Origin of the sequence: Pseudomonas sp. RC2C2 (assembly GCF_018390435.1) — a bacterium.
GTDB classification, from domain to species: Bacteria; Pseudomonadota; Gammaproteobacteria; order Pseudomonadales; family Pseudomonadaceae; genus Aquipseudomonas; species Aquipseudomonas donghuensis.
Genome location: NZ_JAHBAX010000001.1, coordinates 1,169,709 through 1,192,267, shown reverse-complemented (window position 1 = coordinate 1,192,267; position 22,559 = coordinate 1,169,709). Strand labels below are relative to the sequence as shown.

Sequence of the window (22,559 nt, the reverse complement as noted above, 5' to 3'; positions counted from 1 at the left end):
TGATCAGTTGCTGCGCGGCTGGCGGGTGGGGGCTTGCAGGGTCTTGTCCGGGCTGATGCTGATCGGCGCGCCCTGGGTGAGTTTCAGTTGGCCGGCGGTGACCACCGTTTCACCGGCCTTGAGCCCTTTGCTGATCACCACCAGGCCATCGCGGCGTTCACCGGTTTCCACGAAACGGCGCTCGGCGATCAGTGTCGCCTGGCCTTCGGGGGTGGCCTGTGGCTTGGCGTCCTCGACCTTCTCGGGCTTTTTCGCCACGGCGACGTACACCGAGTTGCCGTAGAGCGTATAGGTGACCGCGCTTTCCGGCACCACCACCTGTAGCTGCGGATCGGGCAGCAGCACCTGCAGGCTGGTGAACATGCCGGGCAGCAGCTTGCCGTCGGGGTTGGCCAGGGTGGCGCGGACCTGCACGTTGCGGGTGCTGTCCTCAACCTTGGGGTTGATGGCGCTGAGGGTGCCGGGGAAGTTCTCCTGTGGGTAGGCGGCGACGTTGACCAGCACCTGCTGGCCAATGCTCAGCTTGGGAATCGACTGCTCGGGGACAAAGAAGTCGACGTAGAGGCTGCTCAGGTCCTGCAGGGTCGCGATGACTGTGCCGCTGGCCAGGTAGTCGCCGACGTCCACCTGGCGGATGCCGATGGTGCCGCTGAACGGTGCGTTGATGCTCTTTTTCGCCAGTGCGGCCTTGAGTTGTTCGACCACCGCCTTGGTGCGCTTGAACTGTGCGCTCAAGCGATCGAACTCGCCCTTGGAAATGGCCTGGCTGCCGACCAGCTGGCTGCCGCGGTTGTAATCGACCTGGGCCAGGCCCAGGTCGGCCAGGGCGGTACCCAGCAGCGCGGTTTCGACATCACTGTCCAGTTGCAGCAACAGCTGGCCCTTGCTGACCTGCTGCCCGGACTCGAACTGCAGGGCCTTGACCGTGCCGGCGATCTCCAGGCTCAGGTCGACCCCTTGCAGGGCCTTGAGGCTGCCCACTGCCGGCAAGCGGTTCTGCCAGGCGCGTTCGCTGGCCTCGGTCGCCGCCACGTTGATCGGTGGCTTGGGGGCCGCGAACATCTGGATCTGCTGATAGATGGCAAAGGCTTTGTAGCCCCCCAGGATCAGCACGAGCAGCAGGACAACACCCAACATGATCAGCATGCGGCGGCGCAGCATAGTCCAGTTCCTTGGAGACGAATTGTGGTTCGCTTGGCACGACGACGGGCGTCCCTGCCCACGTGCGATGTAGCCGAATATTACTCTGTTGACCGGGCCTGGGAAGCCTGTGTTCCCGGCTATTTTCAGGCCAGGTGCAGGTGGTTGTCCCAGAGCCCCGAGGGCAGTTGCAGCGGCTGGCCGATCAGCTCGTTTTTACGGCAGTCGTACAGGCGGCAACGGCCCTGTCCGGAGGTCACGACAAAACCGTCGGCCACGGCGCCGACGCCGGCGCAATCGGGCATCGGGGCGTCCAGGCGTACCTGGGCGCTGTCCAGGTCCCAGATGAACAAGCGGTTGGCCCGTGGTGCGGTCAGCGCCACCAGGCGCAGCTCATTGTGAACAGCGACGCTGGCGGTGTAGTGGGCCATCGACTGCAACTGCTGCTCGGGCACCGGGAAGGCTTCGAATGCCTGGCCCGGACGTTTGATCGCCAGCAGTTCGGCCGTCTCGTGGCTGGCGCCCATGAACTGTTGGCCGGCGACGATGGTGCCGTCGGCGGCAATCGCCAGGTGGCGCACACTGTTCATCTGCTGGCCGAGTACCTCTTTGCTCAGCAGGGTACCGTCGCGCTGCATCAGCACCAGGCTTGGCTGCATGGCATCGAGGTTCATCTCCACCCGGCTTTCGGCCTCGGTGCGGATACCGCCGTTTGCCACCACCAGGGTCTCGCCGTCGGGCATCCACGACACCTGGTGCGGGCCGATGCCGTGGGTCGGGATTTCACCGCTGTGCTGCAGACGTTCGCCGTCGAACCGATACACCCCGAGCACGCCACGACCGGGGTCGGTGGTGTCGTTCTCGGTGGCATACAGCCATTCACCGCTCTTGTGGATCACCGCGTGGCCGTAGAAGTGCCGGTTCGGCTGCGAGGTGATGGTCTGCAGCAAGCGGCCATCGCGCAGGTCGATCAGGTAGCTCTCGGTGCCGGGGCGGCGGGCGACGAACAGGGCAATCGGCTGCTCGGGGTGGTTGATGATGTCGTGGCAACGCTGGCCCACCTGGGTGGCGAATACCTGGGTACCGTCCAGGCGGTAGCCGACGGCATAGTGCTTGCCGTCGCCATCGTCACGCGCCGAGAGCAGCAGCGGGGCGCTGCTCTTGTTGCGAAACAGGGCCCAGCCGCCGAGGGTGAGGGCGCTGAGCACAACGCTACCGAGTTTGAGAGCCTGGCGTCGCAACATGATCAGTCACCGTCGTTGGCATTGAAGCCCAGCTGGATGCCCAACGCCTTGGCCAGCTCGCCTTCGTGCAGGCGGTGGACGACGTTGAGGCTGTCGTAAATGGCATTCAGTTGCTGGCGACCGGCTTCGTCGTCGAGCAACTCACCCAGGGTTTTCTGGTTGCTGGCCAGCAGCTTGATCGCATTGGCGTAGGCGGCGTCGATCTTGTCGGCCAGGGCCTGCTGATCCTTGCCCAGCAGGCCACGCAGGCCTTTGTTGTCGACCCCGACCCAGACGGTCTGGGCCGCGTTCAGGCTGGCTTCCAGGCTTTTCAGCGAGGAGTGGCTGCGCCAGGCTTCGGCCTGCAGCGGCTGCGGGATGCCCTTGCTCAAGCGGCCCATCGGCGCGCCGAGCTTTTTCTTCAGGGTGTCCAGGGCGGTGACCTGGGCGCGCAGCAGGTCGGCAATGGCTTCGTGGGAGTCGGCATAGCGCTGGTTGGGGAACTTGGTCATCTGCGCCAGCATGCCATCGGTGCTGTTCCAGCCTTTGAGGATTTCTTCGGCCAGGGTCTTCTGGTGTTCGCCGATGGCCACCAGCAGCGGGCAGTAACGGGCTTTCTGTTCGGCGTTGGCGGCGTCCGGCTTGCTGTCGAAGAGGATGTACTCGTAAGCCGACAGGCCGCGCACGACGACACTGGATTTGCCCAGGGTTTCGGCATCGACCGGCGTGTCGGCATTGATCAGTTGCTCGACCTGACGACCGACCAGGTTCTTCTTGTCGGGCCAGAACTGCACCTGCCAGGCGCGGTTGCCTTCCGCCAGCGGGCCAATCAACAGCGGCTGCAGCTCGGCCCAGGCTTTTTGCGCATGGAGGAAGTCGGCGCGGGCAGTGGCCAGGTCCGCCTTGCCTTCACAGAAAGCCAGGGCACTGACGGCCAGTTGGCGGTCGGCTTCGACCCAGCGGCTGTAGGTCGGCAGGATCACCTGTTGGGCGATCGCCGCCGAGGTCAGCGCTTGCGGGTCTTGCGGCGAGCAGGCGCCGAGGGCGAGGGCGGCAAGGCTGGTGAACAACAGTTTGGGACGGAACATGCCCGGCTCCTTTGCTTAAAGTGAATTCAGAAAGGCCAGCAACGCGGCGCGCTGCTCGGCATTGAAGGTCAGTACGTGCTGCTTGGCCGCCTCGGCCTCGCCGCCGTGCCAGAGCACGGCTTCGAGCAGGTCGCGGGCGCGGCCATCATGAAGAAACTGGGTGTGACCGCTGACGGTCTGGTTCAAACCGATGCCCCACAGCGGCGGGGTGCGCCAGTCCTGGCCGCTGGCGGCGAACTCGGTGCGGTTATCCGCCAGGCCCGGGCCCATGTCGTGCAGCAGCAGGTCGCTGTAGGGGCGGATCAGCTGGCTGGCCAGCTCCGGCTCGGCGGCGTCGCTGGCGGTGGTGAACTGTGGCGTGTGGCAGCGTTGGCAACCGGCCTGGTGGAACAGGTTCTTGCCGGCCAGGACCTGGGTTGAATCGACGTTCTTGCGCACCGGCACCGCCAGGTTACGGGTGTAGAACAGCACCAGGCGCAGGATGTTGTCGCTGACTTCCTGCTCGCCATTGGCGCCGTTACCGTTGGCGGCGTTGAGGCAGTCGGTTTGCGCCGGGGTGCAATCGTCCATCGGCCGCAGACTGGTGGTCAGGCCCATGTCACCGGAAAAGGCGTGGACATTCTGCTGATTGAGGTTTGGCTGCCCGGCCTTCCAGCCAAAGCGGCCGACTACGGTCTGGCCCAGGGCATCGTCCCAGACCCGGTTGGCGCGGCCACGGATGCCATCGCCATTAACGTCATCGGGGTCGGCGTTGGCCAGGATTGCCGCCTCAGGGATGGCTTCGAGCAGGCCCAGGCCGATCATCGGCGGGGCGACCCGGGCGGAGAAACGGGTGTCCGGGTGCATCGGGCCGTAGCCCAGCTGGCTGATCTGCAACCGCGGCGTGCGCAGCTCCACGTGGGTACCGTCCTTGAAGGTTACGGTGTGCGCATCGTATTCAACGCGCACCTTGCCTTCGGGGGCGACACCGGGCACTGCCATGTCCTGCAACTGACCGCCATACACAGGCTCCGGGACGATGCCCAGTTGCTCGATGACCTTGGCGTACTGTGGTTGGTCAGGGATCGACAGGCGCACCAGCATCGACACCGAGTTGGCCGCGTTGGGCCCGGGCGGATGGCCGCGACCGTCCTTGATGTGGCAGTTCTGGCAGGCATTGGTATTGAACAGCGGGCCCAGGCCGTCGCGGGCAGTGGTGGTTGACGGCGCAATCACCCAGGGGCTGCGGAAAAAGCTGTTGCCGACGCTGAAGTCCAGGCGCCGGCTCGGCGGCAGGTTGGCCGAAGGCATGGAGTAGGCGTTCTGGTCGCGCTTGTTCACCGTGGCCTTGCCACCGGCCAGCGCCTCACCGGGCTCGGCCTGGGTGAAATGCGGGGCATCGTCGCAACCGGCCAGGAACAGGGCCAGAAGCAGGGGGCTGAGGCGGGAAAGCAACGAGGACATCAATAATCCTGGGGCTTGGGCAAAAAACCGGCGTGCAAGCTTAGCAGGCTCAGGGAAATTGAATAAGAGGGATTTGCGTTTGCTGGATGAAATCTATCGCGGGGCAAGCCCGCTCCTACAGTGGGAGCGGGCTTGCCCCGCGATAATGCGCATAAAAAAGACGACCCGAAGGTCGCCTTTGTTAACCGCTACTGAATCAGAACTCGTGATCAGCGCTGTCTGGCGCCAGGTTGGCAATCCCCAGCTTGCTTGCGGCCTGTTCGATCGCACCGGTCTGTTTGACCAGGGCGGCGATGGCGTCACGCACGATCTGGTTGCCGGCAGCGTTGTCGGCCGCGATCAGCTGGTCGTAGTGCTCGCCTTTGGCGGCGTGGTCGACCATGACCTGGATCTTGGCTTCGGTCGCTTCCAGGTCGGCCTTGAGGGTGGTGTCGGTAGCCGCGTCGACCTTGGCCACCAGCGACGACAGGCTTGGCCCAGTCAGCTTGGTGCCGTCGGTGCGGGTGTATTCGCCCAGGTAGACGTTGCGGATGCCCTTGGCGTCGTAGAAGTGCGAGTTGTGGGTGTTGTCGCTGAAGCAGTCCTGCTCGTCTTCAGGCGAGTTGGCTTCCAGGGAAACTTTCATGCGCTCGCCAGCCAGTTCGCCCAGCGACAGGCTGCCCATGCCGAACAGCATCTTGCGCAGGCCGTCGTTGACAGGCTCGGCTTCGAGGGTGGCGCGGTAGTTGGTGGCGACGTTCGGCGCCCAGTTGCCGACCATTTCTTCGAGGTCATTGACCAGCAGTTGGGTCACGGCTTTCAGGTAGGCGCGACGGCGTTCGTTGTGGCCGCCGGTAGCGCCCTTGCCTTCCAGGTAGTCGGAGGCAGGGCGGGCGCCAGCGCCTGGGCCGGTGCCATTCAGGTCCTGGCCCCAGAGCAGGAATTCGATGGCGTGGTAGCCGGTGGCGACGTTGGCTTCGGAGCCGCCCAGCTCGTTCAGGCTGGCCAGTTTCTCCGGGGTGATGTCCTTGACGTCGATCTTGTCTTCGCCGACCTGCACTTGCAGGTTGGCGATGATGTTGGCGGTCGCGCCAGGGTTGCCCAGGGCGTGCTCGTAGCTCTTATCGACGTAATCGATCAGGCCTTCGTCCAGCGGCCAGGCGTTCACCTGACCTTCCCAGTCGTCGATGATGGTGTTGCCGAAGCGGAACACTTCACTCTGCAGGTACGGCACGCGTGCGGCGACCCAGGCGGCCTTGGCGGCGTTCAGGGTTTCGTCGTTGGGCTTGGCGAGGAAGGCGTCGATGGCGGTTTGCAGGGTCTTGGCGGTGCTCAGCGAGTCGCTGTAGACGGCATGGACCATGTCGGCGTAATGCTTGACCACGGCCTTGGCCGCTGCCTCGTCAACGGCGCCAGCAGGTGCGGCAGCCGAGGTGGTGGCGGCCGGAGTTTGCGGTGCGGCGGCCTTGTCCTTGTCCTTGCTGTCGCCGCAACCGGCGAGAGAGATGGCAATGGCCAACAGACTGGCGGTGGCCAGAGGCATACGAATCATGGCGAATTCCTGCGTCGAGAGGTTGGACAAGCGTACCGGGGCACGCAAAACTGCAACATAATGCGAAAGATTTGCATTTTGTGTAAAGGGGCAGTCACGTAAATATTCAAATGCGTGTTTTTGTCACTTCTGGCGATTCGGACGGGGGTTACAGAATCGAAACCTGGTTGCGCTGCGCCTGTTTCAGGAACGCGGTCAACTCCCGGGCTGGCAGTGGTTTGCTGTAGTGATAGCCCTGACCTTCATGGCAACCTTGGGCAATGATGTAGGCCTCCTGTTCAGCCGTCTCCACGCCCTCGGCGATCACCTGCATGCCCAGGCTCTTGCCCAGCTGAATGATGGCGCGAACGATGGTGGCATCGTCGTCGTCATCGAGCAGGTCCTGGACGAAGCTCTTGTCGATCTTGATCTTGTCCAGCGGCAGCGATTTCAGGTAGCTGAGCGAGGAGTAGCCGGTACCGAAGTCGTCAATGGCGATCAGCGCCCCGGAGCGGCGCAGGCTCAGCAGGTGCTGGGCGGCGGTGCTGATGTCTTCCATCAGGCCGGTTTCGGTGACCTCCAGCTCCAGGCTGCGCGGTGGCAGGCGGTAGATCTGCAGCAGGTTGTTGACCACCCGCGGCAGCTCGTTGTGGTGCAGTTGCACGGTCGACAGGTTGACCGCCATGCGCAGTTCGCTGAAGCCCTGGTCATGCCAGTCGCGCAGTTGCCGGCAGGCCTGGTCGAGTACCCACTCGCCGATGGTGATGATGTTGCCGTTCTGCTCGGCCAGAGGGATGAACTGGTCGGGCGGGACCATGCCCAGCTCCGGATGCTGCCAGCGCAGCAGCGCCTCGACGCCGACCACGCGGTGGTCGCGGTAGCTGATCTGCGGTTGATAGACCAGAAACAGCTGGTTGCGCGGCAGGGCTTCGCGCAGGTCTTTTTCCAGCTCGCGACGGCGGCGCATCTCGCTGTCGACGCTGGCGATGTAGAACTGGTAGCGGTTGCGTGAGCGGGCCTTGGCCAGGGTCATGGTCTGCTCGGCTTTTTGCAGCAGCTTCTCGGTGCTGTCGCCGTCTTCGGGGAACAGGGTGATGCCGATGGTGGCGCGCAGGCGGATTTCCTGATGGTCGAGCGCGAACGGCGCCTCGAGGTCATCGAGAATGCTCTGGGCCAGTTCTGCCGCTTCGTAGGGCTGCTCGATATCGGCCTGGACCAGGGCGAACTGGTCGCCACCCAGGCGTGCCAGGGCGCCAAGCCGGCCACTGTGGGCGCGCAGGCGATCGGCCAGGGCCAGCAGCAACTGGTCGCCGGCCTGGTAGCTGAATTGCTCGTTGATGCTCTTGAAGTCATCCAGGCCGACACACAGCACTGCCACCCGGCGTTGCAGGCGACCGGCGTCGATCAGGATCTTGTCCAGTTGCTGCTGTAATTGCTGGCGATTGGGCAGGCCGGTGAGAAAGTCGTATTGGGCCATGCGCAGCAGGCTGTTCTCGGCCTCATGACGCAGGTGGGTGTTGCGCTCGATCGACGCCAGCAATTGGTTGGCGGTATTGACCCACAAGCCCAGCTCGTTCTTTTCGTGGCCCTTGATCAGCGGCAACTGATGCTGGCTGGGGCGGTCGGGGTTGATCTGGGTGAGGTGCTCGATGATCTTCGACAGCGGCTTGGTCAGCATCCAGTGATAGACCAGGTACAGCACCAGGCCCATGGCCAGGGCGCGCAGCACACCGGAAATGAAGATGATCACCGAACTGACCAGAAAGCCCTCGCCATAGGACGCGGTGTCGAGGGTGATGCTCAGGTCGCCGTAATATTCGCTGTAGGGGCCACGGCCGACCAGTTGGGTGGTGAAGCTGCGTTCCTGGCCGAGAATCAGGTCGGTCAACCAGCGGCTGGAGACTTCCTGCAGCGGGCGGGATTTTTCCGCCAGCATGGTTTCATTGGGATGGCCGATGGCGGCCATGCGCACGGACTCGTCCTGGAACAAGCCCTCCATGACCTGCATGCCCATTTCCTTGTCCAGGCTGTACACCGCCTGGGTTGAAGGATCACGGAACATGTCGAGGATCCGTTGGGCGTCATTGGCGACGGCCTGGCGGGTCTTGTAGGCATCGAAGACGATCTGCGCACAACTGAGAACTACACCGACGACCAACGCCGAGAGCAGTACTACCCTGAGCAACTTGACCGATAAGCTGTTCTTGAGTTCCAGCTTCAATGGGGTTTCCTTAATCCATGCGCATGGCATCATTTTGCCATCAAACTTGGCAATCCACTATCGGCCGTCAACAGGACTTCTCCAGCTCCGTGAGGGTGCATTTTTGCCCCTGGAGCAGGTTGGGTGCCTGCCGTCACTGTATCGGTTGCCCGGCCTTGCGACTTTAATCCGTGGGAAAGAGTTTCCCAACGTTTGATGTTAGCGTGCTCTGCGTGCGCGGCAAGATGCACGGCGCGGGAATAGGATGAAAAATGTTGCAGCATCGGCGCCCATAAAAAAGCCCACCGCTAGGGTGGGCTTCTCGGTCGCTCGATACCGGATCACGCGTATCGATCAGCAGCCGTCTCAGGCAGTGAAGGTCTTGCCTTCGAACTGCTCGGCAACGAACTTCCAGTTGACCAGGTTCCAGAACGCCTCGACGTACTTCGGACGCAGGTTGCGGTAGTCGATGTAGTAGGCGTGTTCCCAGACGTCGCAGGTCAGCAGCGGGGTGTCGCCGCTGGTCAGCGGGTTGCCGGCGCCGATGGTGCTGGCCAGGGCCAGGGAACCGTCGGCTTTTTTCACCAGCCAGCCCCAACCGGAACCGAAGGTGCCGACCGACGTCTTGGTGAACTCTTCCTTGAACTTGTCGAAGGAGCCGAACGCGGCGTTGATGGCTTCAGCCAGGGCGCCGGTTGGTTGGCCGCCGGCGTTTGGCGCCAGGCAGTTCCAGTAGAAGGTGTGGTTCCAGACCTGAGCGGCGTTGTTGAAGATACCGCCCGAGGAGGTCTTGACGATCTCTTCCAGGGTCTTGCCTTCGAACTCGGTGCCAGGCACCAGGTTGTTCAGGTTCACGACATAGGTGTTGTGGTGCTTGTCGTGGTGGTATTCCAGGGTTTCCTTGGAAATGTGCGGCTGCAGGGCGTCGTGGGCGTAAGGCAGCGGCGGCAATTCAAAAGCCATGGTGATTCTCCTAATCAGGTCTGTTGCGGTGAGCGCAAGGCCGATCACGGGCGGCCGGTGTGCGTCGGCGAGTCTGTACTCTTTGCGACGCAAGGGCTGGATCATAGCACCGGGCCCGGTGCTTAACCACGCAACAAGTGTACGGGAAAGAGGTTCCAGAGCCTTTGCCGGTGCCGGACGAGCGGCGCCTCAGGTAAAGATCAGCTGCGTCGCCACGGCAAACATCATCACCGCCACCATCAGGTCGAGCAGCCGCCAGGTCCCAGGCCGCGCCAGCCACGGGGCCAGCCAGGCGGCGCCCAGGGCCAGGGTGAAGAACCACAGCAGCGAGGCGCTGGCGGCGCCGGCCACGTAGGCGCCGGGCACGGTTTGCTGGGCGCCCAGTGAGCCGATCAGCAACACGGTGTCGAGGTACACATGCGGGTTGAGCAAGGTCACCGCCAGGGCACTGAGCAGCACTGCCCGGCGCGAGCGCAGGCCCTGGCCTTCGCCTTGCTGCAGGCTTTGTTGCGAGCAGGCCCGCAACAAAGCTTTGCCGCCGTACCAGAGCAGAAATACTGCACCGCCCCAGCGTGCCACGGCCAGCAGGGTCGGGTTCTGCGCCAGTACCGTGGCCAGGCCGAACACTCCGGCCGCCACCAGGATGGCGTCGCAGACCACGCACAGCGCCGCCACCGGCAGGTGATGTTCACGGCGCAGGCTTTGCGCCAGGACAAAGGCGTTTTGCGTGCCGATCGCCATGATCAGGCCGAAGGCGACCAGCAGGCCGTTCAGGTAGCTTTGCCACATAGGGAGGACTCCACGGACGCCCGCAGGGCGCGGGCGCAAATACAAAGAAGATGCTGGCCATTGTGGGGATGTCATCTGTATAAGAAAAACAAATAAAGCTGATCAGGCATTAGGAAAAATAATGTTCGATTACAAACTGCTTTCTGCCCTCGCTGCCGTCATCGAGCAGGCCGGTTTCGAGCGTGCCGCCCAGGTGCTGGGCCTGTCGCAGTCGGCGATTTCCCAGCGCATCAAGTTGCTTGAAGCGCGGGTCGGCCAGCCGGTGCTGGTGCGCGCCAACCCGCCAAGCCCCACCGATGTTGGCCGGCGCTTGCTCAACCATGTGCAGCAGGTGCGCCTGCTTGAACGCGACCTGCAGAGCCAGGTGCCGGCGCTGGACGAGGAGGGTATGCCGGAGCGTTTGCGCATTGCCCTGAACGCCGACAGCCTGGCGACCTGGTGGGCCGCTGCGGCGGGTGAGTTCTGCGCTGACCAGCAGGTGCTGCTGGACCTGGTGGTGGAAGACCAGGAAGTCGGCCTCAAGCGCATGCGAGCCGGTGAAGTGGCCGCCTGCCTGTGCGGCAGCGAACGGCCGGTGGCGGGCGCCCGCAGCCTGTTGCTTGGTGCTATGCGCTACCGTGCCCTGGCCAGCCCGGCGTTCATGGCCCGCTACTTTCCTTCGGGCTTTGATGCCGGCCGTTTGTCGCGTACCCCGGCGCTGGTGTTCGGGCCGGATGATTTTCTCCAGCACCGTTACCTGGCGTCCCTGGGTATTGAGGACGGTTTCCTGCATCACCTGTGTCCGTCGTCCGAGGGCTTTTTGCGCATGACCGAAGCGGGCCTGGGCTGGGGGCTGGTGCCGGAACTGCAGGTACGCGACCAACTGGCCAGCGGGCGTCTGGTAGAAATATCGGCGGATAAACCCATCGACGTGCCCTTGTACTGGCATCATTGGCGCAATGGCGGGCAGTTGCTTGGCCAACTGACGGAGCACCTGCGCCTCACGGCCGGGCAATGGCTGGTGCCCTTGTAGGCACGGGCGGCGTCAGCAGTATCTGAAAAACCTGTTTTAGGCGGAGTGCTACATGCGAATTCTGGTCACCGGCGCGAGCGGCTTCATCGGCGGGCGCTTTGCGCGCTTTGCCTTGGAGCAGGGCTTTGACGTTCGGGTCAACGGCCGCCGCGCCGAAGGCGTCGAGCACCTGGTGCGACGCGGCGCGCAGTTCATCCCGGGTGACCTCAACGACCCGGACCTGGCCCGGCGCCTGTGCCAGGGCGTCGAAGCCGTGGTGCATTGCGCGGGTGCCGTGGGCAACTGGGGGCGCTATCAGGATTTCTACCAGGGCAACGTGGTGGTGACTGAAAACGTGGTGGAAGCATGCCTTAAAGAGCATGTGCGGCGGCTGGTGCACTTGTCTTCGCCGTCGATCTGTTTCAATGGCCGCTCGCAGTTGGGCATCACTGAAGAGCAGGTGCCGCGGCGCTTCCATAACCATTACGGGGCAACCAAGCACCTGGCCGAGCAGAAGGTCTTCGGCGCTCAGGAGTTCGGCCTCGAAGTGCTGGCCCTGCGTCCACATTTTGTCACTGGCGCTGGCGACGTGAGCATCTTCCCGCGCTTGTTGCAGATGCAGCGCAAGCGGCGTTTGGCAATCATCGGCAATGGTTTGAACAAGGTCGACTTCACCAGCGTGCAGAACCTCAACGAGGCGTTGGTCAGTGCCTTGCTCGCCGACGAGGCCGCGCTGGGCCAGGCCTACAACATCAGCAATGGCCACCCGTTGCCATTGTGGGATGTGGTCAATTATGTAATGCGACAAATGCACCTGCCGCAGGTCACCCGTTACCGTTCCTACGGCCTGGCCTACAGCCTGGCGGCCTTGAACGAAGGTGCCTGCCTGCTCTGGCCTGGCCGTCCGCAACCGACCCTGTCGCGCTTGGGTACGCAGGTGATGAGCAAGGACTTCACGCTCGACATCAGCCGCGCCCGGCAGTTTCTTGATTACCGCCCCAGCGTCAGCCTGTGGTCGGCACTGGATGAGTTCTGTGGCTGGTGGAAAGCCCAGGACCTTCCGTCCGGCAAGGACTGAACCGGACCAGGGCTTTGCGGTCGATCAGTGCGCTGATCAGGCTTTATACTACTGACCATTTGCTATCACCGTGGTTGAAGGGATCCCATGCGTAACGATGCTCCAGATGATTTCGATAACGTGCCGACCTTGAGTGCCGGTAGCCGTGATGACGATGATTTCGTCCCGGTAGCGGGTGTGCGTCGTGGCGGGCCGGCAGCTTCGCGTGCTCAGCCCAAGGCCGCGAGCAGCGGCCCGTTGTGGGCATTGCTCGGCGCCTCGTTCATTGCTCTGGCTGGCCTTGGCTGGTGGAGCTTCCAACAGATTTCCCTGATGGAGCAGCAACTGGTTGCCACCCAGGAGAGTTTCGCCCGCATCAGTGAAGACGCGGCGGGACGCCTGCAGGCGATCAGCGGCAAGGTTGCGGCCAGCGAGACCAGTGTCAGCACCGACAGCGAAGCCCTGAAGCTGCAGATCAGGCAGCTGCAGGCGAGCCTGGCCGAGCAGGGCAAGCAACAGCAGGGTGTGGCCGGGCAGACCGGCGATCTGGGCAAGCGACTGGAGCAGGTGTTGGCTCAGGCCAGCGAGCAGCAGGCGGCCAATGCCAAGTTGCAGGAGCAGTTGCAGGCACAGCTCAAGCGGGTAAATGACGAGTTGGCGGCATTGAAGACGGCCCAGGTCGATGGCGGCAAGCTCGATGGTGAGCTCAAGAGCCTGAGCGCAGATGTGGCGACGTTGAAGAAACAGGGCAACCCGGCGGCGGCGATCCAGCGCCTGGAGCAGGACCTGATCGTGCTCAAGAGCGAACAGGAGAACCGCCCGGCGCCTGCGGCCAGTGGCGGTGCGTCAACGGCGGAGTTCGATGCGTTTCGTGGCCAGGTGACTCGAAACATCAATACCTTGCAAAGCCAGGTGCAGAACCTGCAACAGCAGATCAATACCCGGCCTTGAGGGCCTCATCGCGGGACAAGCCCGCTCCCACAGAGATCACCACTGTTCCTGTGGGAGCGGGCTTGCCCCGCGATGCGTTCAGCACCTACATCCGCGGATAATCGATGTAACCCACCGGCCCCTTGGCGTAGAAGGTCTCCGGGTGCGGCTCGTTCAGCGGTGCATCGGCTGCCAGGCGGGCTGGCAGGTCCGGGTTGGCAATGAACGGAATACCGAAGGCCACCGCATCGGCTTTACCACTGGCCAGCGAAGCGTTGGCGCTGGTCTTGGTGAAGCGCTCGTTGACGATGTACGGGCCGCCAAAAGCCTGCTTGATCAGCGCGCCAATGCTGTCGTCGGCTTCTTTCTCTCGCGAGCAGATAAAGGCAATGCCGCGCTTGCCCAGTTCCCGGGCAACATAAGTAAAGGTTTCGGCACGGTTGGCATCGCCCATGTCATGGGAATCGGCCCGTGGCGCCAGGTGCACGCCGACCCGTTGTGCGCCCCAGACGTCGATCACGGCGTCGGTCACTTCCAGCAGCAGCCGTGCACGGTTTTCCAGCGAACCACCGTACTGGTCGTTGCGCTGGTTGGTGCTGCTCTGCAGGAACTGGTCGATCAGGTAACCATTCGCCGCATGCACTTCGACGCCGTCGAAACCGGCCGCCTTGGCGTTCTCGGCACCGGTGCGGTAGGCCTCGACGATATCGGCGATTTCTGCGCTTTCCAGTGCCCGTGGCGTCGGGTAGTCGGCCAGTGGGCGCACCAGGCTGACATGGCCTTTGGGCTGGATTGCACTCGGTGCCACCGGGGTTTCGCCGTTGAGGTAGCTCGGGTGCGAGATGCGCCCCACATGCCACAGCTGCAGGAAGATCCGCCCGCCGGCGCCATGCACCGCCTTGGTGACGTTGGTCCAGCCGCGCACCTGATCGTTGGACCAGATCCCCGGGGTGTCCGGGTAGCCGACGCCCATGGGCGTTACCGAAGTGGCTTCGCTGAGGATCAGCCCGGCACTGGCCCGTTGTACGTAGTACTCGGCCATCAGCGCGTTGGGTACCCGGCCTTCATCGGCGCGGCAGCGGGTCAGCGGGGCCATGATGATGCGGTTCGGCAGTTTGAGGTCGCCGAGGGTGATCGGATCGAAAAGAGTCGTCATAAATACCTCAAGGCCTATCAGTGAGTGGCAGGTGCCAGTTCGGCTTTGTTACCGCCCTGGCTGAAAGTGATCAGGGTGACGATCAACGCCAGCACCGCCAGCGCTGCGGCGGCCAGGGGCACGCGGGTCAGGCCCAGGCCCTGGGCGATGACAGTGCCGCCAACCCAGGCGCCCAGGGCATTGCCCAGGTTGAAAGCGCCGATGTTCAGGGTCGAGACCAGGTTCGGGGCGGCCTTGCCGAAGGTCACCACGTTGACCTGCAGGGCGGGGACCGCGGCAAAGGCTGCAGTGGCCCAGAGGAACAGGGTGATTTCTGCCGGGATCAGGGCGACGCTGGTCCAGCTCAATACGGTGGAGACCACCGCCATGCTGGCGAACACGCCGACCAGGGTGGCGCCCAGGCGTTTGTCGGCGAGCTTGCCGCCGAGGATGTTGCCCAGGGTCAGGCCCAGGCCGATCAGCAGCAGGGTCCAGGTCACGCCCCGTGGCGAAACGCCGGTGACGTCTCCGAGCAGCGGTGCGACATAGGTGAACAGGGCGAACATCGAGGCCGAGAACAGTACGGTCATCGACAGCGACAGCCAGATGCCGGCGCCTTTGAGCGCGGCAAGTTCGGCGCGCATGTCGAGAGCCTCTTCGTCATGCCGGAACGGCAGGAAGCGGATCAGACCGATCAGTGCGACGACGCCGATCACCGTCACTGCCCAGAAGGTCGAGCGCCAGCCGTATTCCTGGCCCAGCGCGGTACCCAGCGGCACACCCAGCACGTTCGCCAGGGTCAGGCCGGTGAACATCAAGGCGACCGCCGAAGCACGGCGGTTGGCCGGCACCAGGCTGGCGGCCACCACCGAACCGATACCGAAGAAAGCCCCATGGCACAGGGCGGTCACCACCCGGGCGAACATCAGCAGGTTGTAGTCGCTGGCTACCGCACATAGCAGGTTGCCGACGATGAACACGCCCATCAGTGCGATCAGCGCAGCTTTACGTGGCAGGCGCGAGGTGGCCAGGGCCATGAACGGCGCACCGATGGCCACGCCCAGGGCGTAGCCGGTGACCAGCCAGCCGGCACCGGGAATCGATACACCCAGGTCTGCCGCCACATCCGGCAACAGACCCATGATGACGAACTCGGTGGTACCGATGGCGAAGGCGCTGAGCGCCAGGATTATCAGCGAAAGGGGCATTGCAAGGTCCTTGTCAGAGCTCTTGGCTCATCTGCTTGAGGAACGCCTGGATGGTGTCCTCGTTGCGTTTGAAAAAATGCCATTGGCCAATCTTCTGGCTGCTGATCAGGCCGGCGCGCTGCAAGGTCGCCAGGTGGGCGGAGACGGTCGACTGCGACAGGCCGCAGCGTTGATCGATCTGCCCGGCACACACACCGTGTTCGGTGCTGTGGTGCTGGTCGGGAAACTGCGCGTCGGGGTCCTTCAGCCAGTTGAGGATTTCTCGCCGTACTGGGTGGGCCAGGGCTTTTATTATTTCGTCGAGATCGAGAGGCATGGTTGGGCTCGTGGTGTGTGTAGCGGTATATCGCGATGGGGCGAAATATAAATCGGTATTTCGCGATATACAAATATGATGTGGTTCTGAGCTCAGCGTAAATCGCTATATCGGGTTATAACGATATAGATGGCGGGGTGCTAGAATCCCAGTCCATGAACTACCTCGCACACCTTCACCTCGGCGGTCAGCAGCCCGAGCAATTGCTCGGCAGCCTTTATGGCGATTTTGTCAAAGGGCCGCTGCAGGGGCGCTTCGCCCCGTCACTGGAGGCAGCGATCCGCCTGCACCGGCAGATCGACGTCTACACCGACAGCCATCCACTGGTGCTGGCGGCGCTGGCGCGTTTCCCGCAGCAGCGGCGGCGTTATGCCGGGATCATCCTCGATGTGTTTTTCGACCATTGCCTGGCCTTGCACTGGCAGGATTATGCCGAGCAGCCGCTGGGCCAGTTCACTGACCGCGTGTACCGCGTGCTTGCCGCCGAGCCGGCCTTGCCCGGGCGCCTGGCGCAAATCGCGCCGTACATGGTCGCCGATGACTGGTTGGGGTCTTACCGCGAATTCTCGGTGCTCGAACAGGTGTTTCGCGGCATTGCCCGGCGCCTGTCGCGGCCCGAAGGCATGGACGGCGCGCTGGAGGAGGTGGCCGCGCTGTACCAGCCGTTGCTGGATGACTTTCGCAATTTCTACCCAGAGCTGCAGCGCTTCGCCAAGGGCAATACCTAGGCGGCCCTGGCCCGGCGTTGTGGCTGGGCAAGCGGCTCGCTGGCGAACAGTGTCTGCTGGATTGCCTGCTGGGCCTTGAACGCCAGGGCGGCGCGTTCTTCGCCGGCGCTGGCAATTGGCGCGAGCAGATGGATCTCGACCTCGGCGCAATCATTGGCAAACAGCCGGAACAGGTGCGAGAGCAGGTCGTCATCACCGATAAACGGCGCGATCGCATCGCTTTGGCCGTTGCGCAGGTAGCGCAGGGCGACCGGCTGCAGCGGGGTTTGCGTATCGATGGCACTGGCCAGCAGGCGCCCATGAAAGGTGCGCAGGCTGCGCCCGTCGGTGGTGGTGCCTTCGGGGAAAATCAACAGCGCGCTGCCTTGTTGCAGGTGCTGGCTGATCTGCTGGCGTAGCAGCTGGCTGTCGTTGCCGCCACGGCGGATGAACAGGGTACCGGCCTTGTGTGCCAGCCAGCCGGCCACCGGCCAGGTACGCACTTCGGCCTTGGACAAAAACGACAGCGGCGCAAGCATGCCCAGCAAAGGAATATCCGTCCAGGACACGTGGTTGCTGACCCACAGCATCGGCTGGCGTGGCAGTTGGCCCACCACTCGCACCTTGAACGGCAGGGCATTGCTCAGTTTGCCCATGAACAGTTGCGACCAACGCTGGCGGCGCTCGGTCGAGGCCGGCACGCGCAGGCGTTCATAAAGGCTGAACAGGGCTGCCATGGCCAGGCCGAACAGCACCACCAGCAGCACCCGGGCTACGCGTGCATAGACGCGCAGGCGCTGCATCAGACCGCCGCCTTGAAGTGACGGGCATAACGCGGGCACAGTTCGTCGCGCTTGAGCAGGATGAACACGTCGGCGACCTGGAAGTCTTCGTCCCAGCATGGTTCGCCACAGATCTTCGCCCCCAGGCGCATGTAGGCCTTGAGCAGCGGCGGCATTTCGGCGATGACGTTGTTCGGCAGGGCCAGGCTCGGCAGTGGCTTCTTCGGTTCGGCGCGCAGGTGCTCGGTGCACAGGTAGCGTTCGCGCAGGCGCTGCATGATCACGTGGGCCTGTACACCGCCGTCCTGCATGGGAATGCTGGCGCAGCCCATCAGGTAGCTGTAGCGGCCTTCGTTGAGTACTTCGGCCAGCTCCGCCCAGAGCACGGCGATGGTGCCGCCGTTGCGGTAGGCCGGGTCGACACAGGTGCGGCCCAGCTCGAGGATCGGCCCTTGCAGGTGGCCGAGGCCGTGCAGGCTGAATTCCTCTTCGCTGTAGAAGCGCCCCAGGCTGTTGGCGGCCTGGTGGTCGAGCAGACGAGTGGTGGCGACCAGGCGCCCGCTAGTGAGATCGCGCACGCCGATGTGGCGGCAATGAATGTCGTAGTCATCCATGTCCAGGCCCAGTTCGGCGCCTTTGAGTTTGGCCTTGAATTCACCGCTGAATACGCTGAAACGAAGGGCCTGTGCTTCCTGCAGGGCTGCCGGGCCGACCAGGCGTTCGGCTTGCAGACGGCGTTCAGTGCTGTTGTCGCCAGAGCGAGCGATCCGAGTCATTGTGTGTCTCCATAAGCCAGCCATGGGGTTGCGGCCGGTCGACTTTGTTGTGCAAGCTCAGCCTAGGTAGATGCGGTGTCACCCCCGTGAATGTTTGGTGATGCTTGTATGACAGCCCCTCAAGGAGCGCTTCGATGGCCTGGCTGCAACGACTCAACGATCGACACAGACAACCCCTTGCGGCCACGCTGGCCGATACCTATTCCAGCCTGCTGGCACGCCTGGGGGCGGTTAGCCCGTTCGACCTGGCGGTGCTCGGTGGGCGGGCGATGAGCACCCCGGGCCTGGCCTTCCTGGTCGGCTACCAGGCGGCGCTGCGGGTGCTGTGGCCCAGTGCGCCGCAGAGCCTTGGTGCCCTGTGCGCCAGTGAGCGGCGCAGCGTGCGCCCGGCGGACATGCAGGTGCGTCTGGATGATTTGCGCCTGAGCGGCAGCAAGGACTTTGTCACTGCCGGGCTCGATGCCGAGTGGCTGCTGGTGGCGGCGCGCTGCGAAGCGCAGGGGCAGCCAGTAGAACTGAGCCTGGCGGTGGTCTACGCCGGTGAACCGGGCGTGCGCCTCGAATCGCTGCCGGCCTTGCCGTTGATGCCGGAAGTCGGCCATGCCCGCCTGCATCTGCAAGGAGCGTTGTGCGAGCGCTTGGCGGGGGACGGCTGGGATGCCTACGTCAAACCCTTCCGCTCGCTGGAAGATCTTTATGTGCTCAGTGCCCTGTGTGCCTGGCTCTATGGCGTCGGCCAGGAAACGGGCTGGCCGCAAAACCTGCAATTGCGCCTGATCAGTCTGCTCGGCGCGTGCGCTGAAAGCACTCGCCAGTGCGCCGACACCTCGGCCAGCCATTTGCTGCTGGGCGGTCTGTTTGCCCAGTTCAACAGCTTGAAAGATGAACTCAATCAGGCACTGCTGGCAAGCCCAGGCGAGTGGGCAAGCCTGTGGCAACGCGATCAGGGCCTGCTGGAGATCGCCAGTGCGGCCCGCGCCAAACGCCTGGCCAAGGCCTGGGCCGCCGCCGGATTGTCATGAAACGCTGGCAGGCTGGGCGAACCCTGGCCTTGAGTAAGCGGCATGCGCAACGCGGTGTGGTGGATGCTGGCTGTTTTCGCCTTCAGCAAGGCCGTTTCGGCCGAGGAGTACTGGCCAGTACCTGATTGGACGGTGGCGAACGATGCCAACCGAAGCGCCTGGCAGGCGGTTGAACGCTATGCCTTCGCCCCACGCGATGACCAGCAACGTCAGGGCGTGCGCAGCGACGCGCTGCTGGTGATCGCCGACGGGCGCATTGTCTATGAGCACTATGCCGCGCCCAGCACCGCTAAAACTGCGCACCTGACCTGGTCGATCAGCAAGAGCGTGCTGGCGACCCTGCTGGGCGTCGCCCACGCCGAGGGCCGCTTTGACCTGCAGGATCCGGTTGCGCGTTTCTACGCGCCGATGCGTGCCCACCCCCACGTGCGCATCCAAGATCTGCTGCACTGGGCCAGCGGCCTGGACTGGCAGGAAGATTACGAATACGCGCCGCTCAAGTCCTCGGTAGTGGCCATGCTCTACACTCGCGGGCGCGGCGATATGGCCGGCTACACGGCGGCCAGGCCCGAGGCGGCCAGCCCTGGGCAACGCTTTCTCTATTCCAGCGGTGACAGTAACGTGCTGGCGGCGGCCTTGCGCGGCATGGTCGGCGATGCGGGATATGCGCAGTACCCCTGGCACGCCTTGTTTGAACCGCTGGGGATCGCCAGTGCAGTCTGGGAGCGTGACGCCAGTGCCACCTTGGTGGGTTCTTCCTATCTGTACATGAGCGCGCGCGACCTGGCGCGCGTTGGCCTGTTGATGCTGCGCGAAGGTCGTTGGCAAACGCGACAATTGCTGTCCAGCGCTTGGGTCGACTTCAATCGCCAGCCGTTCCTGCAAGCCACGGCCCAACCCGGTGAAGCCAACCCGGGCGGGCACTGGTGGCTTAATCAACCTTTGCCCGGCAGCCCGCCACCCTGGCCGGATGCGCCAGCTGACACGTATGCAGCCCTGGGGCATTGGGGCCAGGCACTGTATGTGCTGCCGGCGCGCAAGCTGCTGATCGTTCGCTACGCCGATGACCGCGACGCCAGCTTTGCCCATAACGAGTTGCTCAAGCGGGTACTGGCAGCAGTCGACAAGGTGCGGCCATGACGCGCGTGTTGCTGGTACTGGCGCTGCTGGCCGGCGGTTGGGCCTGGTACGAACGCCAGGCGCTGGCGGATTTCCCCGGCATCCTCAGTGCCTACTCGGCCAAGGAGTACTGTTCGTGCCGCTATGTCATGAATTTCGACGAACATTATTGTCGGGGCTATGTGCGCCAATACCTGCCGTTGAGTCGCCTGGATGAGGACGCGCAGCAGCGGCTGGTCAGCGCTGCCGGCCTGGGGGTCGAGAATCGTGCGCAGTGGCAGGGCCCGCGCGAGGGCTGTCGCTTGCTGCCGTGAAGGCAGCCGGGTAAGGTTGACGACCATTGTGTTACAGGATTTCACATGTTCAGTCTGTCGCGTCTTCTGCTTGCCCTGCTGGTCGTTCTCAGTCTCCCTGCCCAGGCCAACTGGCACCTGGACGGCGAATCGTCACGCCTGTCATTTGTCTCCAGCAAGAACGGTGACACCGCTGAGGTGCATCGTTTCCTCGTTCTGCATGGCAAGGTCGATCGCAAGGGCGCCGCCGAGCTGCAGGTCGAGATGGACTCCAACAACAGCGGCGTGCCGCTGCGTGACGAACGCATGCGCAAGGAACTGTTCGAGTTCGCCAAGTTCCCCGAAGCCAAGGTCAGCGCGCAGATCGACCTGCGCCCGATCAACGACCTGGCCAATGGCGCCCAGGTGGAACTGCGCCTGCCGCTGACTGTCAGCCTGCATGGCAAGCAGCACAACTACAGCGCCCTGCTGCTGGCCACCCGCCTGGATGACCGGCGCTTTCAGGTGGTGACCCTGGAACCGTTGATGTTGCGCGCCGATGATTTCGATCTGCTCCCCGGCCTTGCCACCTTGCGCAAGCTGGCCGGGCTCAAGTCCATCAGCCCGTCGGTGCCGGTGGCCGCGGTGCTGATCTTCACGGCGCGTTGAGATGGCCGGACCGGTCTTTCCCTGGCGCGATGGCAATCAGTTCGAGCTATTGATCGACGGTCCGCAGTTTTTCCCGCGCATGCTCACCGCAATCGTGCGCGCCGAGTATCAGGTGGACCTGGAACTGTACCTGGTCGAAGCCGGCGCTTGCGCCGAAACCATGGTCCAGGCCTTGGTGCAGGCCGCCGAGCGCGGCGTGCAGGTGCGTTGCCTGTTCGATGATTATGGTTCGCTGGCCTTCACCTTGAGCCTGCGCCAGCGCCTGTTGGCTGCGGGTGTGGAGCTGCGCTGGTACAACCGCCTGCGCTGGCGTCGTGGCTTTCGCAACCTGTATCGCGATCATCGCAAGCTGCTGCTGGTCGACCAGAAGTGGGCGGTGGTGGGCGGTACTGGCGTCACTGACCAGTTCTGGACGCCAACCGAAGACGTCAGCGAATGGCACGAAGTGATGGTGCAGATGCAGGGCCCGCTGGTGGCCGACTGGCAGATGCTGTTCGACCGCCAGTGGCGCGCCAACCTGCGCCGTACCGCCTGGCGGCCGCCGACGCACTTTGGCCTGCCACGTTTGCCGCGAGTGCCGGTGAGTGGTGCGGGCATGGGCCGGGTGGCCTATGCCGACGCCCGCCAGCACCGGGATATCCTGCAGTCGCTGGTGCGCGCCCTGAACAGCGGCCAGCGGCGCATCTGGCTGGCCACGCCGTATTTCTTGCCGACCTGGAAGGTCCGCCGCTCTCTGCGCCGCGCGGCCTCCCGGGGTGTCGATGTACGTTTGCTGCTGACCGGGCCGCGAACCGATCACCCGTCGGTGCGTTATGCCGGCCATCGCTATTACCCGCGGCTGTTGCGCGCCGGGGTGAAAATTTTCGAATACCAGCCGTGTTTCCTGCACCTGAAAATGGTGTTGGTGGATGACTGGGTCAGCATCGGCTCGTGCAACTTCGATCACTGGAACCTGCGCTTCAACCTTGAGGCCAATGTCGAAGCCATTGACCCACCCCTGACCGCCGACGTGGCGGCGAGCTTTGAGCGCGACTTTGCCCGGAGCCTGACTATCGACCTGGCCCACTGGCATGCGCGGCCGTTGTGGAAGCGCGTGCAGCAACGCTTGTGGGGCTGGCTCGACCGGCTGGTGGTCAACCTGCTCGACCGGCGTGATTGAGCCTGTCGCACGTTGGCGGTCTATGGTGTCTTTATCTTTCCACCGCACTTGAAGGAGTTG

The 22,559-nt window shown here is 63.7% G+C and carries 22 protein-coding genes; 9 read left to right on the top strand and 13 right to left on the bottom strand.

Translation table 11 applies throughout. The features are described from left to right. Positions 1-3 precede the first annotated feature (3 nt). The 8 genes from KHO53_RS05460 to KHO53_RS05425 form a co-directional block, all read right to left on the bottom strand. The gene (locus tag KHO53_RS05460; protein WP_213570076.1) at positions 4-1,161 is read right to left on the bottom strand and encodes an efflux RND transporter periplasmic adaptor subunit; all 1,158 of its coding nucleotides are present in this window, start codon (positions 1,159-1,161) and stop codon (positions 4-6) included. Between the two features lie 125 nt (positions 1,162-1,286). Next, positions 1,287-2,384 (bottom strand): DUF1513 domain-containing protein, encoded by a 1,098-nt coding sequence (locus tag KHO53_RS05455; protein WP_100782560.1) that lies wholly within the window; start codon positions 2,382-2,384, stop codon positions 1,287-1,289. Between the two features lie 2 nt (positions 2,385-2,386). Further along, positions 2,387-3,451, bottom strand: a complete 1,065-nt coding sequence (locus tag KHO53_RS05450) for an imelysin family protein (protein WP_036996764.1) — start codon at positions 3,449-3,451, stop codon at positions 2,387-2,389. 15 nt (positions 3,452-3,466) lie between these two features. Then, a complete protein-coding gene (locus KHO53_RS05445; RefSeq protein WP_213570075.1) occupies positions 3,467-4,894 on the bottom strand; it encodes a di-heme oxidoreductase family protein in 1,428 nt (475 codons plus the stop codon). A 196-nt stretch (positions 4,895-5,090) separates the two neighbouring features. Then, positions 5,091-6,425, bottom strand: coding sequence for an imelysin family protein (locus KHO53_RS05440; protein WP_010220830.1), 1,335 nt, complete (start codon positions 6,423-6,425; stop codon positions 5,091-5,093). A gap of 148 nt (positions 6,426-6,573) precedes the next feature. Further along, a complete protein-coding gene (locus tag KHO53_RS05435) occupies positions 6,574-8,655 on the bottom strand; it encodes a putative bifunctional diguanylate cyclase/phosphodiesterase (protein WP_374045286.1) in 2,082 nt (693 codons plus the stop codon). A gap of 315 nt (positions 8,656-8,970) precedes the next feature. Then, positions 8,971-9,567, bottom strand: a complete 597-nt coding sequence (locus KHO53_RS05430) for a superoxide dismutase (protein WP_010220832.1) — start codon at positions 9,565-9,567, stop codon at positions 8,971-8,973. 189 nt (positions 9,568-9,756) lie between these two features. Then, positions 9,757-10,356 (bottom strand): LysE/ArgO family amino acid transporter, encoded by a 600-nt coding sequence (locus tag KHO53_RS05425; RefSeq protein WP_213570074.1) that lies wholly within the window; start codon positions 10,354-10,356, stop codon positions 9,757-9,759. Between the two features lie 121 nt (positions 10,357-10,477). Here KHO53_RS05425 and KHO53_RS05420 point away from each other — a divergent pair, with 121 nt between their 5' ends. From KHO53_RS05420 to KHO53_RS05410, 3 genes are all read left to right on the top strand, one after another. Continuing rightward, positions 10,478-11,368, top strand: coding sequence for a LysR family transcriptional regulator ArgP (locus tag KHO53_RS05420; protein WP_036996756.1), 891 nt, complete (start codon positions 10,478-10,480; stop codon positions 11,366-11,368). A 52-nt stretch (positions 11,369-11,420) separates the two neighbouring features. Then, positions 11,421-12,425, top strand: a complete 1,005-nt coding sequence (locus KHO53_RS05415; protein ID WP_100782564.1) for an NAD-dependent epimerase/dehydratase family protein — start codon at positions 11,421-11,423, stop codon at positions 12,423-12,425. An 87-nt stretch (positions 12,426-12,512) separates the two neighbouring features. Further along, complete coding sequence (locus KHO53_RS05410) at positions 12,513-13,355, top strand: hypothetical protein (protein WP_010220840.1); 843 nt, start codon at positions 12,513-12,515, stop codon at positions 13,353-13,355. Between the two features lie 85 nt (positions 13,356-13,440). On the opposite strand, the gene KHO53_RS05405 is transcribed toward KHO53_RS05410, so the two are convergent. The 3 genes from KHO53_RS05405 to KHO53_RS05395 are packed head-to-tail and all read right to left on the bottom strand — an operon-like array spanning position 13,441 to position 15,993. Next, positions 13,441-14,490: an alkene reductase gene (locus KHO53_RS05405; RefSeq protein ID WP_010220841.1), complete on the bottom strand. Its 1,050-nt coding sequence runs from the start codon at positions 14,488-14,490 to the stop codon at positions 13,441-13,443. A gap of 17 nt (positions 14,491-14,507) precedes the next feature. Beyond that, on the bottom strand, positions 14,508-15,677 hold the full coding sequence (locus tag KHO53_RS05400; RefSeq protein ID WP_036996752.1) for an MFS transporter: 1,170 nt from the start codon (positions 15,675-15,677) through the stop codon (positions 14,508-14,510). 13 nt (positions 15,678-15,690) lie between these two features. Next, positions 15,691-15,993: an ArsR/SmtB family transcription factor gene (locus tag KHO53_RS05395; protein WP_010220843.1), complete on the bottom strand. Its 303-nt coding sequence runs from the start codon at positions 15,991-15,993 to the stop codon at positions 15,691-15,693. A gap of 155 nt (positions 15,994-16,148) precedes the next feature. On the opposite strand from KHO53_RS05395, the gene KHO53_RS05390 reads away from it, so the two are divergent. After that, on the top strand, positions 16,149-16,721 hold the full coding sequence (locus tag KHO53_RS05390; protein WP_100782566.1) for an acyl carrier protein phosphodiesterase: 573 nt from the start codon (positions 16,149-16,151) through the stop codon (positions 16,719-16,721). Here KHO53_RS05390 and KHO53_RS05385 read toward each other — a convergent pair. Beyond that, on the bottom strand, positions 16,718-17,503 hold the full coding sequence (locus KHO53_RS05385) for a lysophospholipid acyltransferase family protein (RefSeq protein WP_213570073.1): 786 nt from the start codon (positions 17,501-17,503) through the stop codon (positions 16,718-16,720). The two genes, KHO53_RS05390 and KHO53_RS05385, sit on opposite strands and share 4 nt — an antisense overlap. Beyond that, positions 17,503-18,258: an L-ornithine N(alpha)-acyltransferase gene (gene olsB / locus KHO53_RS05380; RefSeq protein ID WP_213570072.1), complete on the bottom strand. Its 756-nt coding sequence runs from the start codon at positions 18,256-18,258 to the stop codon at positions 17,503-17,505. Before olsB ends, KHO53_RS05385 begins: the two co-directional genes overlap by 1 nt. 134 nt (positions 18,259-18,392) lie before the next feature. Here olsB and KHO53_RS05375 point away from each other — a divergent pair, with 134 nt between their 5' ends. From KHO53_RS05375 to KHO53_RS05355, 5 genes are all read left to right on the top strand, one after another. Then, the gene (locus tag KHO53_RS05375) at positions 18,393-19,280 is read left to right on the top strand and encodes an acyl-CoA dehydrogenase middle domain-containing protein (protein ID WP_010220847.1); all 888 of its coding nucleotides are present in this window, start codon (positions 18,393-18,395) and stop codon (positions 19,278-19,280) included. Positions 19,281-19,343: 63 nt separating this feature from the next. Next, a complete protein-coding gene (locus KHO53_RS05370) occupies positions 19,344-20,420 on the top strand; it encodes a serine hydrolase domain-containing protein (RefSeq protein WP_100782581.1) in 1,077 nt (358 codons plus the stop codon). Continuing rightward, positions 20,417-20,713 (top strand): amidase, encoded by a 297-nt coding sequence (locus KHO53_RS05365; protein ID WP_010220849.1) that lies wholly within the window; start codon positions 20,417-20,419, stop codon positions 20,711-20,713. The genes KHO53_RS05370 and KHO53_RS05365 overlap by 4 nt, the downstream gene beginning before the upstream one ends. A gap of 45 nt (positions 20,714-20,758) precedes the next feature. Further along, positions 20,759-21,340: a YceI family protein gene (locus KHO53_RS05360; RefSeq protein WP_010220850.1), complete on the top strand. Its 582-nt coding sequence runs from the start codon at positions 20,759-20,761 to the stop codon at positions 21,338-21,340. Between the two features lies 1 nt (position 21,341). After that, the gene (locus tag KHO53_RS05355; protein WP_036996748.1) at positions 21,342-22,499 is read left to right on the top strand and encodes a phospholipase D-like domain-containing protein; all 1,158 of its coding nucleotides are present in this window, start codon (positions 21,342-21,344) and stop codon (positions 22,497-22,499) included. The last annotated feature ends 60 nt before the right edge of the window (positions 22,500-22,559 follow it).

What these genes read in the sequence shown, in the direction of transcription:
- KHO53_RS05460 (WP_213570076.1), bottom strand. Translation starts at nt 1,161, where the DNA reads ATGCTGCGCCGCCGCATGCTGATCATGTTGGGTGTTGTCCTGCTGCTC.
- KHO53_RS05455 (WP_100782560.1), bottom strand. Translation starts at nt 2,384, where the DNA reads ATGTTGCGACGCCAGGCTCTCAAACTCGGTAGCGTTGTGCTCAGCGCC.
- KHO53_RS05450 (WP_036996764.1), bottom strand. Translation starts at nt 3,451, where the DNA reads ATGTTCCGTCCCAAACTGTTGTTCACCAGCCTTGCCGCCCTCGCCCTC.
- KHO53_RS05445 (WP_213570075.1), bottom strand. Translation starts at nt 4,894, where the DNA reads ATGTCCTCGTTGCTTTCCCGCCTCAGCCCCCTGCTTCTGGCCCTGTTC.
- KHO53_RS05440 (WP_010220830.1), bottom strand. Translation starts at nt 6,425, where the DNA reads ATGATTCGTATGCCTCTGGCCACCGCCAGTCTGTTGGCCATTGCCATC.
- KHO53_RS05435 (WP_374045286.1), bottom strand. Translation starts at nt 8,655, where the DNA reads ATGCCATGCGCATGGATTAAGGAAACCCCATTGAAGCTGGAACTCAAG.
- KHO53_RS05430 (WP_010220832.1), bottom strand. Translation starts at nt 9,567, where the DNA reads ATGGCTTTTGAATTGCCGCCGCTGCCTTACGCCCACGACGCCCTGCAG.
- KHO53_RS05425 (WP_213570074.1), bottom strand. Translation starts at nt 10,356, where the DNA reads ATGTGGCAAAGCTACCTGAACGGCCTGCTGGTCGCCTTCGGCCTGATC.
- KHO53_RS05420 (WP_036996756.1), top strand. Translation starts at nt 10,478, where the DNA reads ATGTTCGATTACAAACTGCTTTCTGCCCTCGCTGCCGTCATCGAGCAG.
- KHO53_RS05415 (WP_100782564.1), top strand. Translation starts at nt 11,421, where the DNA reads ATGCGAATTCTGGTCACCGGCGCGAGCGGCTTCATCGGCGGGCGCTTT.
- KHO53_RS05410 (WP_010220840.1), top strand. Translation starts at nt 12,513, where the DNA reads ATGCGTAACGATGCTCCAGATGATTTCGATAACGTGCCGACCTTGAGT.
- KHO53_RS05405 (WP_010220841.1), bottom strand. Translation starts at nt 14,490, where the DNA reads ATGACGACTCTTTTCGATCCGATCACCCTCGGCGACCTCAAACTGCCG.
- KHO53_RS05400 (WP_036996752.1), bottom strand. Translation starts at nt 15,677, where the DNA reads ATGCCCCTTTCGCTGATAATCCTGGCGCTCAGCGCCTTCGCCATCGGT.
- KHO53_RS05395 (WP_010220843.1), bottom strand. Translation starts at nt 15,993, where the DNA reads ATGCCTCTCGATCTCGACGAAATAATAAAAGCCCTGGCCCACCCAGTA.
- KHO53_RS05390 (WP_100782566.1), top strand. Translation starts at nt 16,149, where the DNA reads ATGAACTACCTCGCACACCTTCACCTCGGCGGTCAGCAGCCCGAGCAA.
- KHO53_RS05385 (WP_213570073.1), bottom strand. Translation starts at nt 17,503, where the DNA reads ATGCAGCGCCTGCGCGTCTATGCACGCGTAGCCCGGGTGCTGCTGGTG.
- olsB (WP_213570072.1), bottom strand. Translation starts at nt 18,258, where the DNA reads ATGACTCGGATCGCTCGCTCTGGCGACAACAGCACTGAACGCCGTCTG.
- KHO53_RS05375 (WP_010220847.1), top strand. Translation starts at nt 18,393, where the DNA reads ATGGCCTGGCTGCAACGACTCAACGATCGACACAGACAACCCCTTGCG.
- KHO53_RS05370 (WP_100782581.1), top strand. Translation starts at nt 19,344, where the DNA reads ATGCTGGCTGTTTTCGCCTTCAGCAAGGCCGTTTCGGCCGAGGAGTAC.
- KHO53_RS05365 (WP_010220849.1), top strand. Translation starts at nt 20,417, where the DNA reads ATGACGCGCGTGTTGCTGGTACTGGCGCTGCTGGCCGGCGGTTGGGCC.
- KHO53_RS05360 (WP_010220850.1), top strand. Translation starts at nt 20,759, where the DNA reads ATGTTCAGTCTGTCGCGTCTTCTGCTTGCCCTGCTGGTCGTTCTCAGT.
- KHO53_RS05355 (WP_036996748.1), top strand. Translation starts at nt 21,342, where the DNA reads ATGGCCGGACCGGTCTTTCCCTGGCGCGATGGCAATCAGTTCGAGCTA.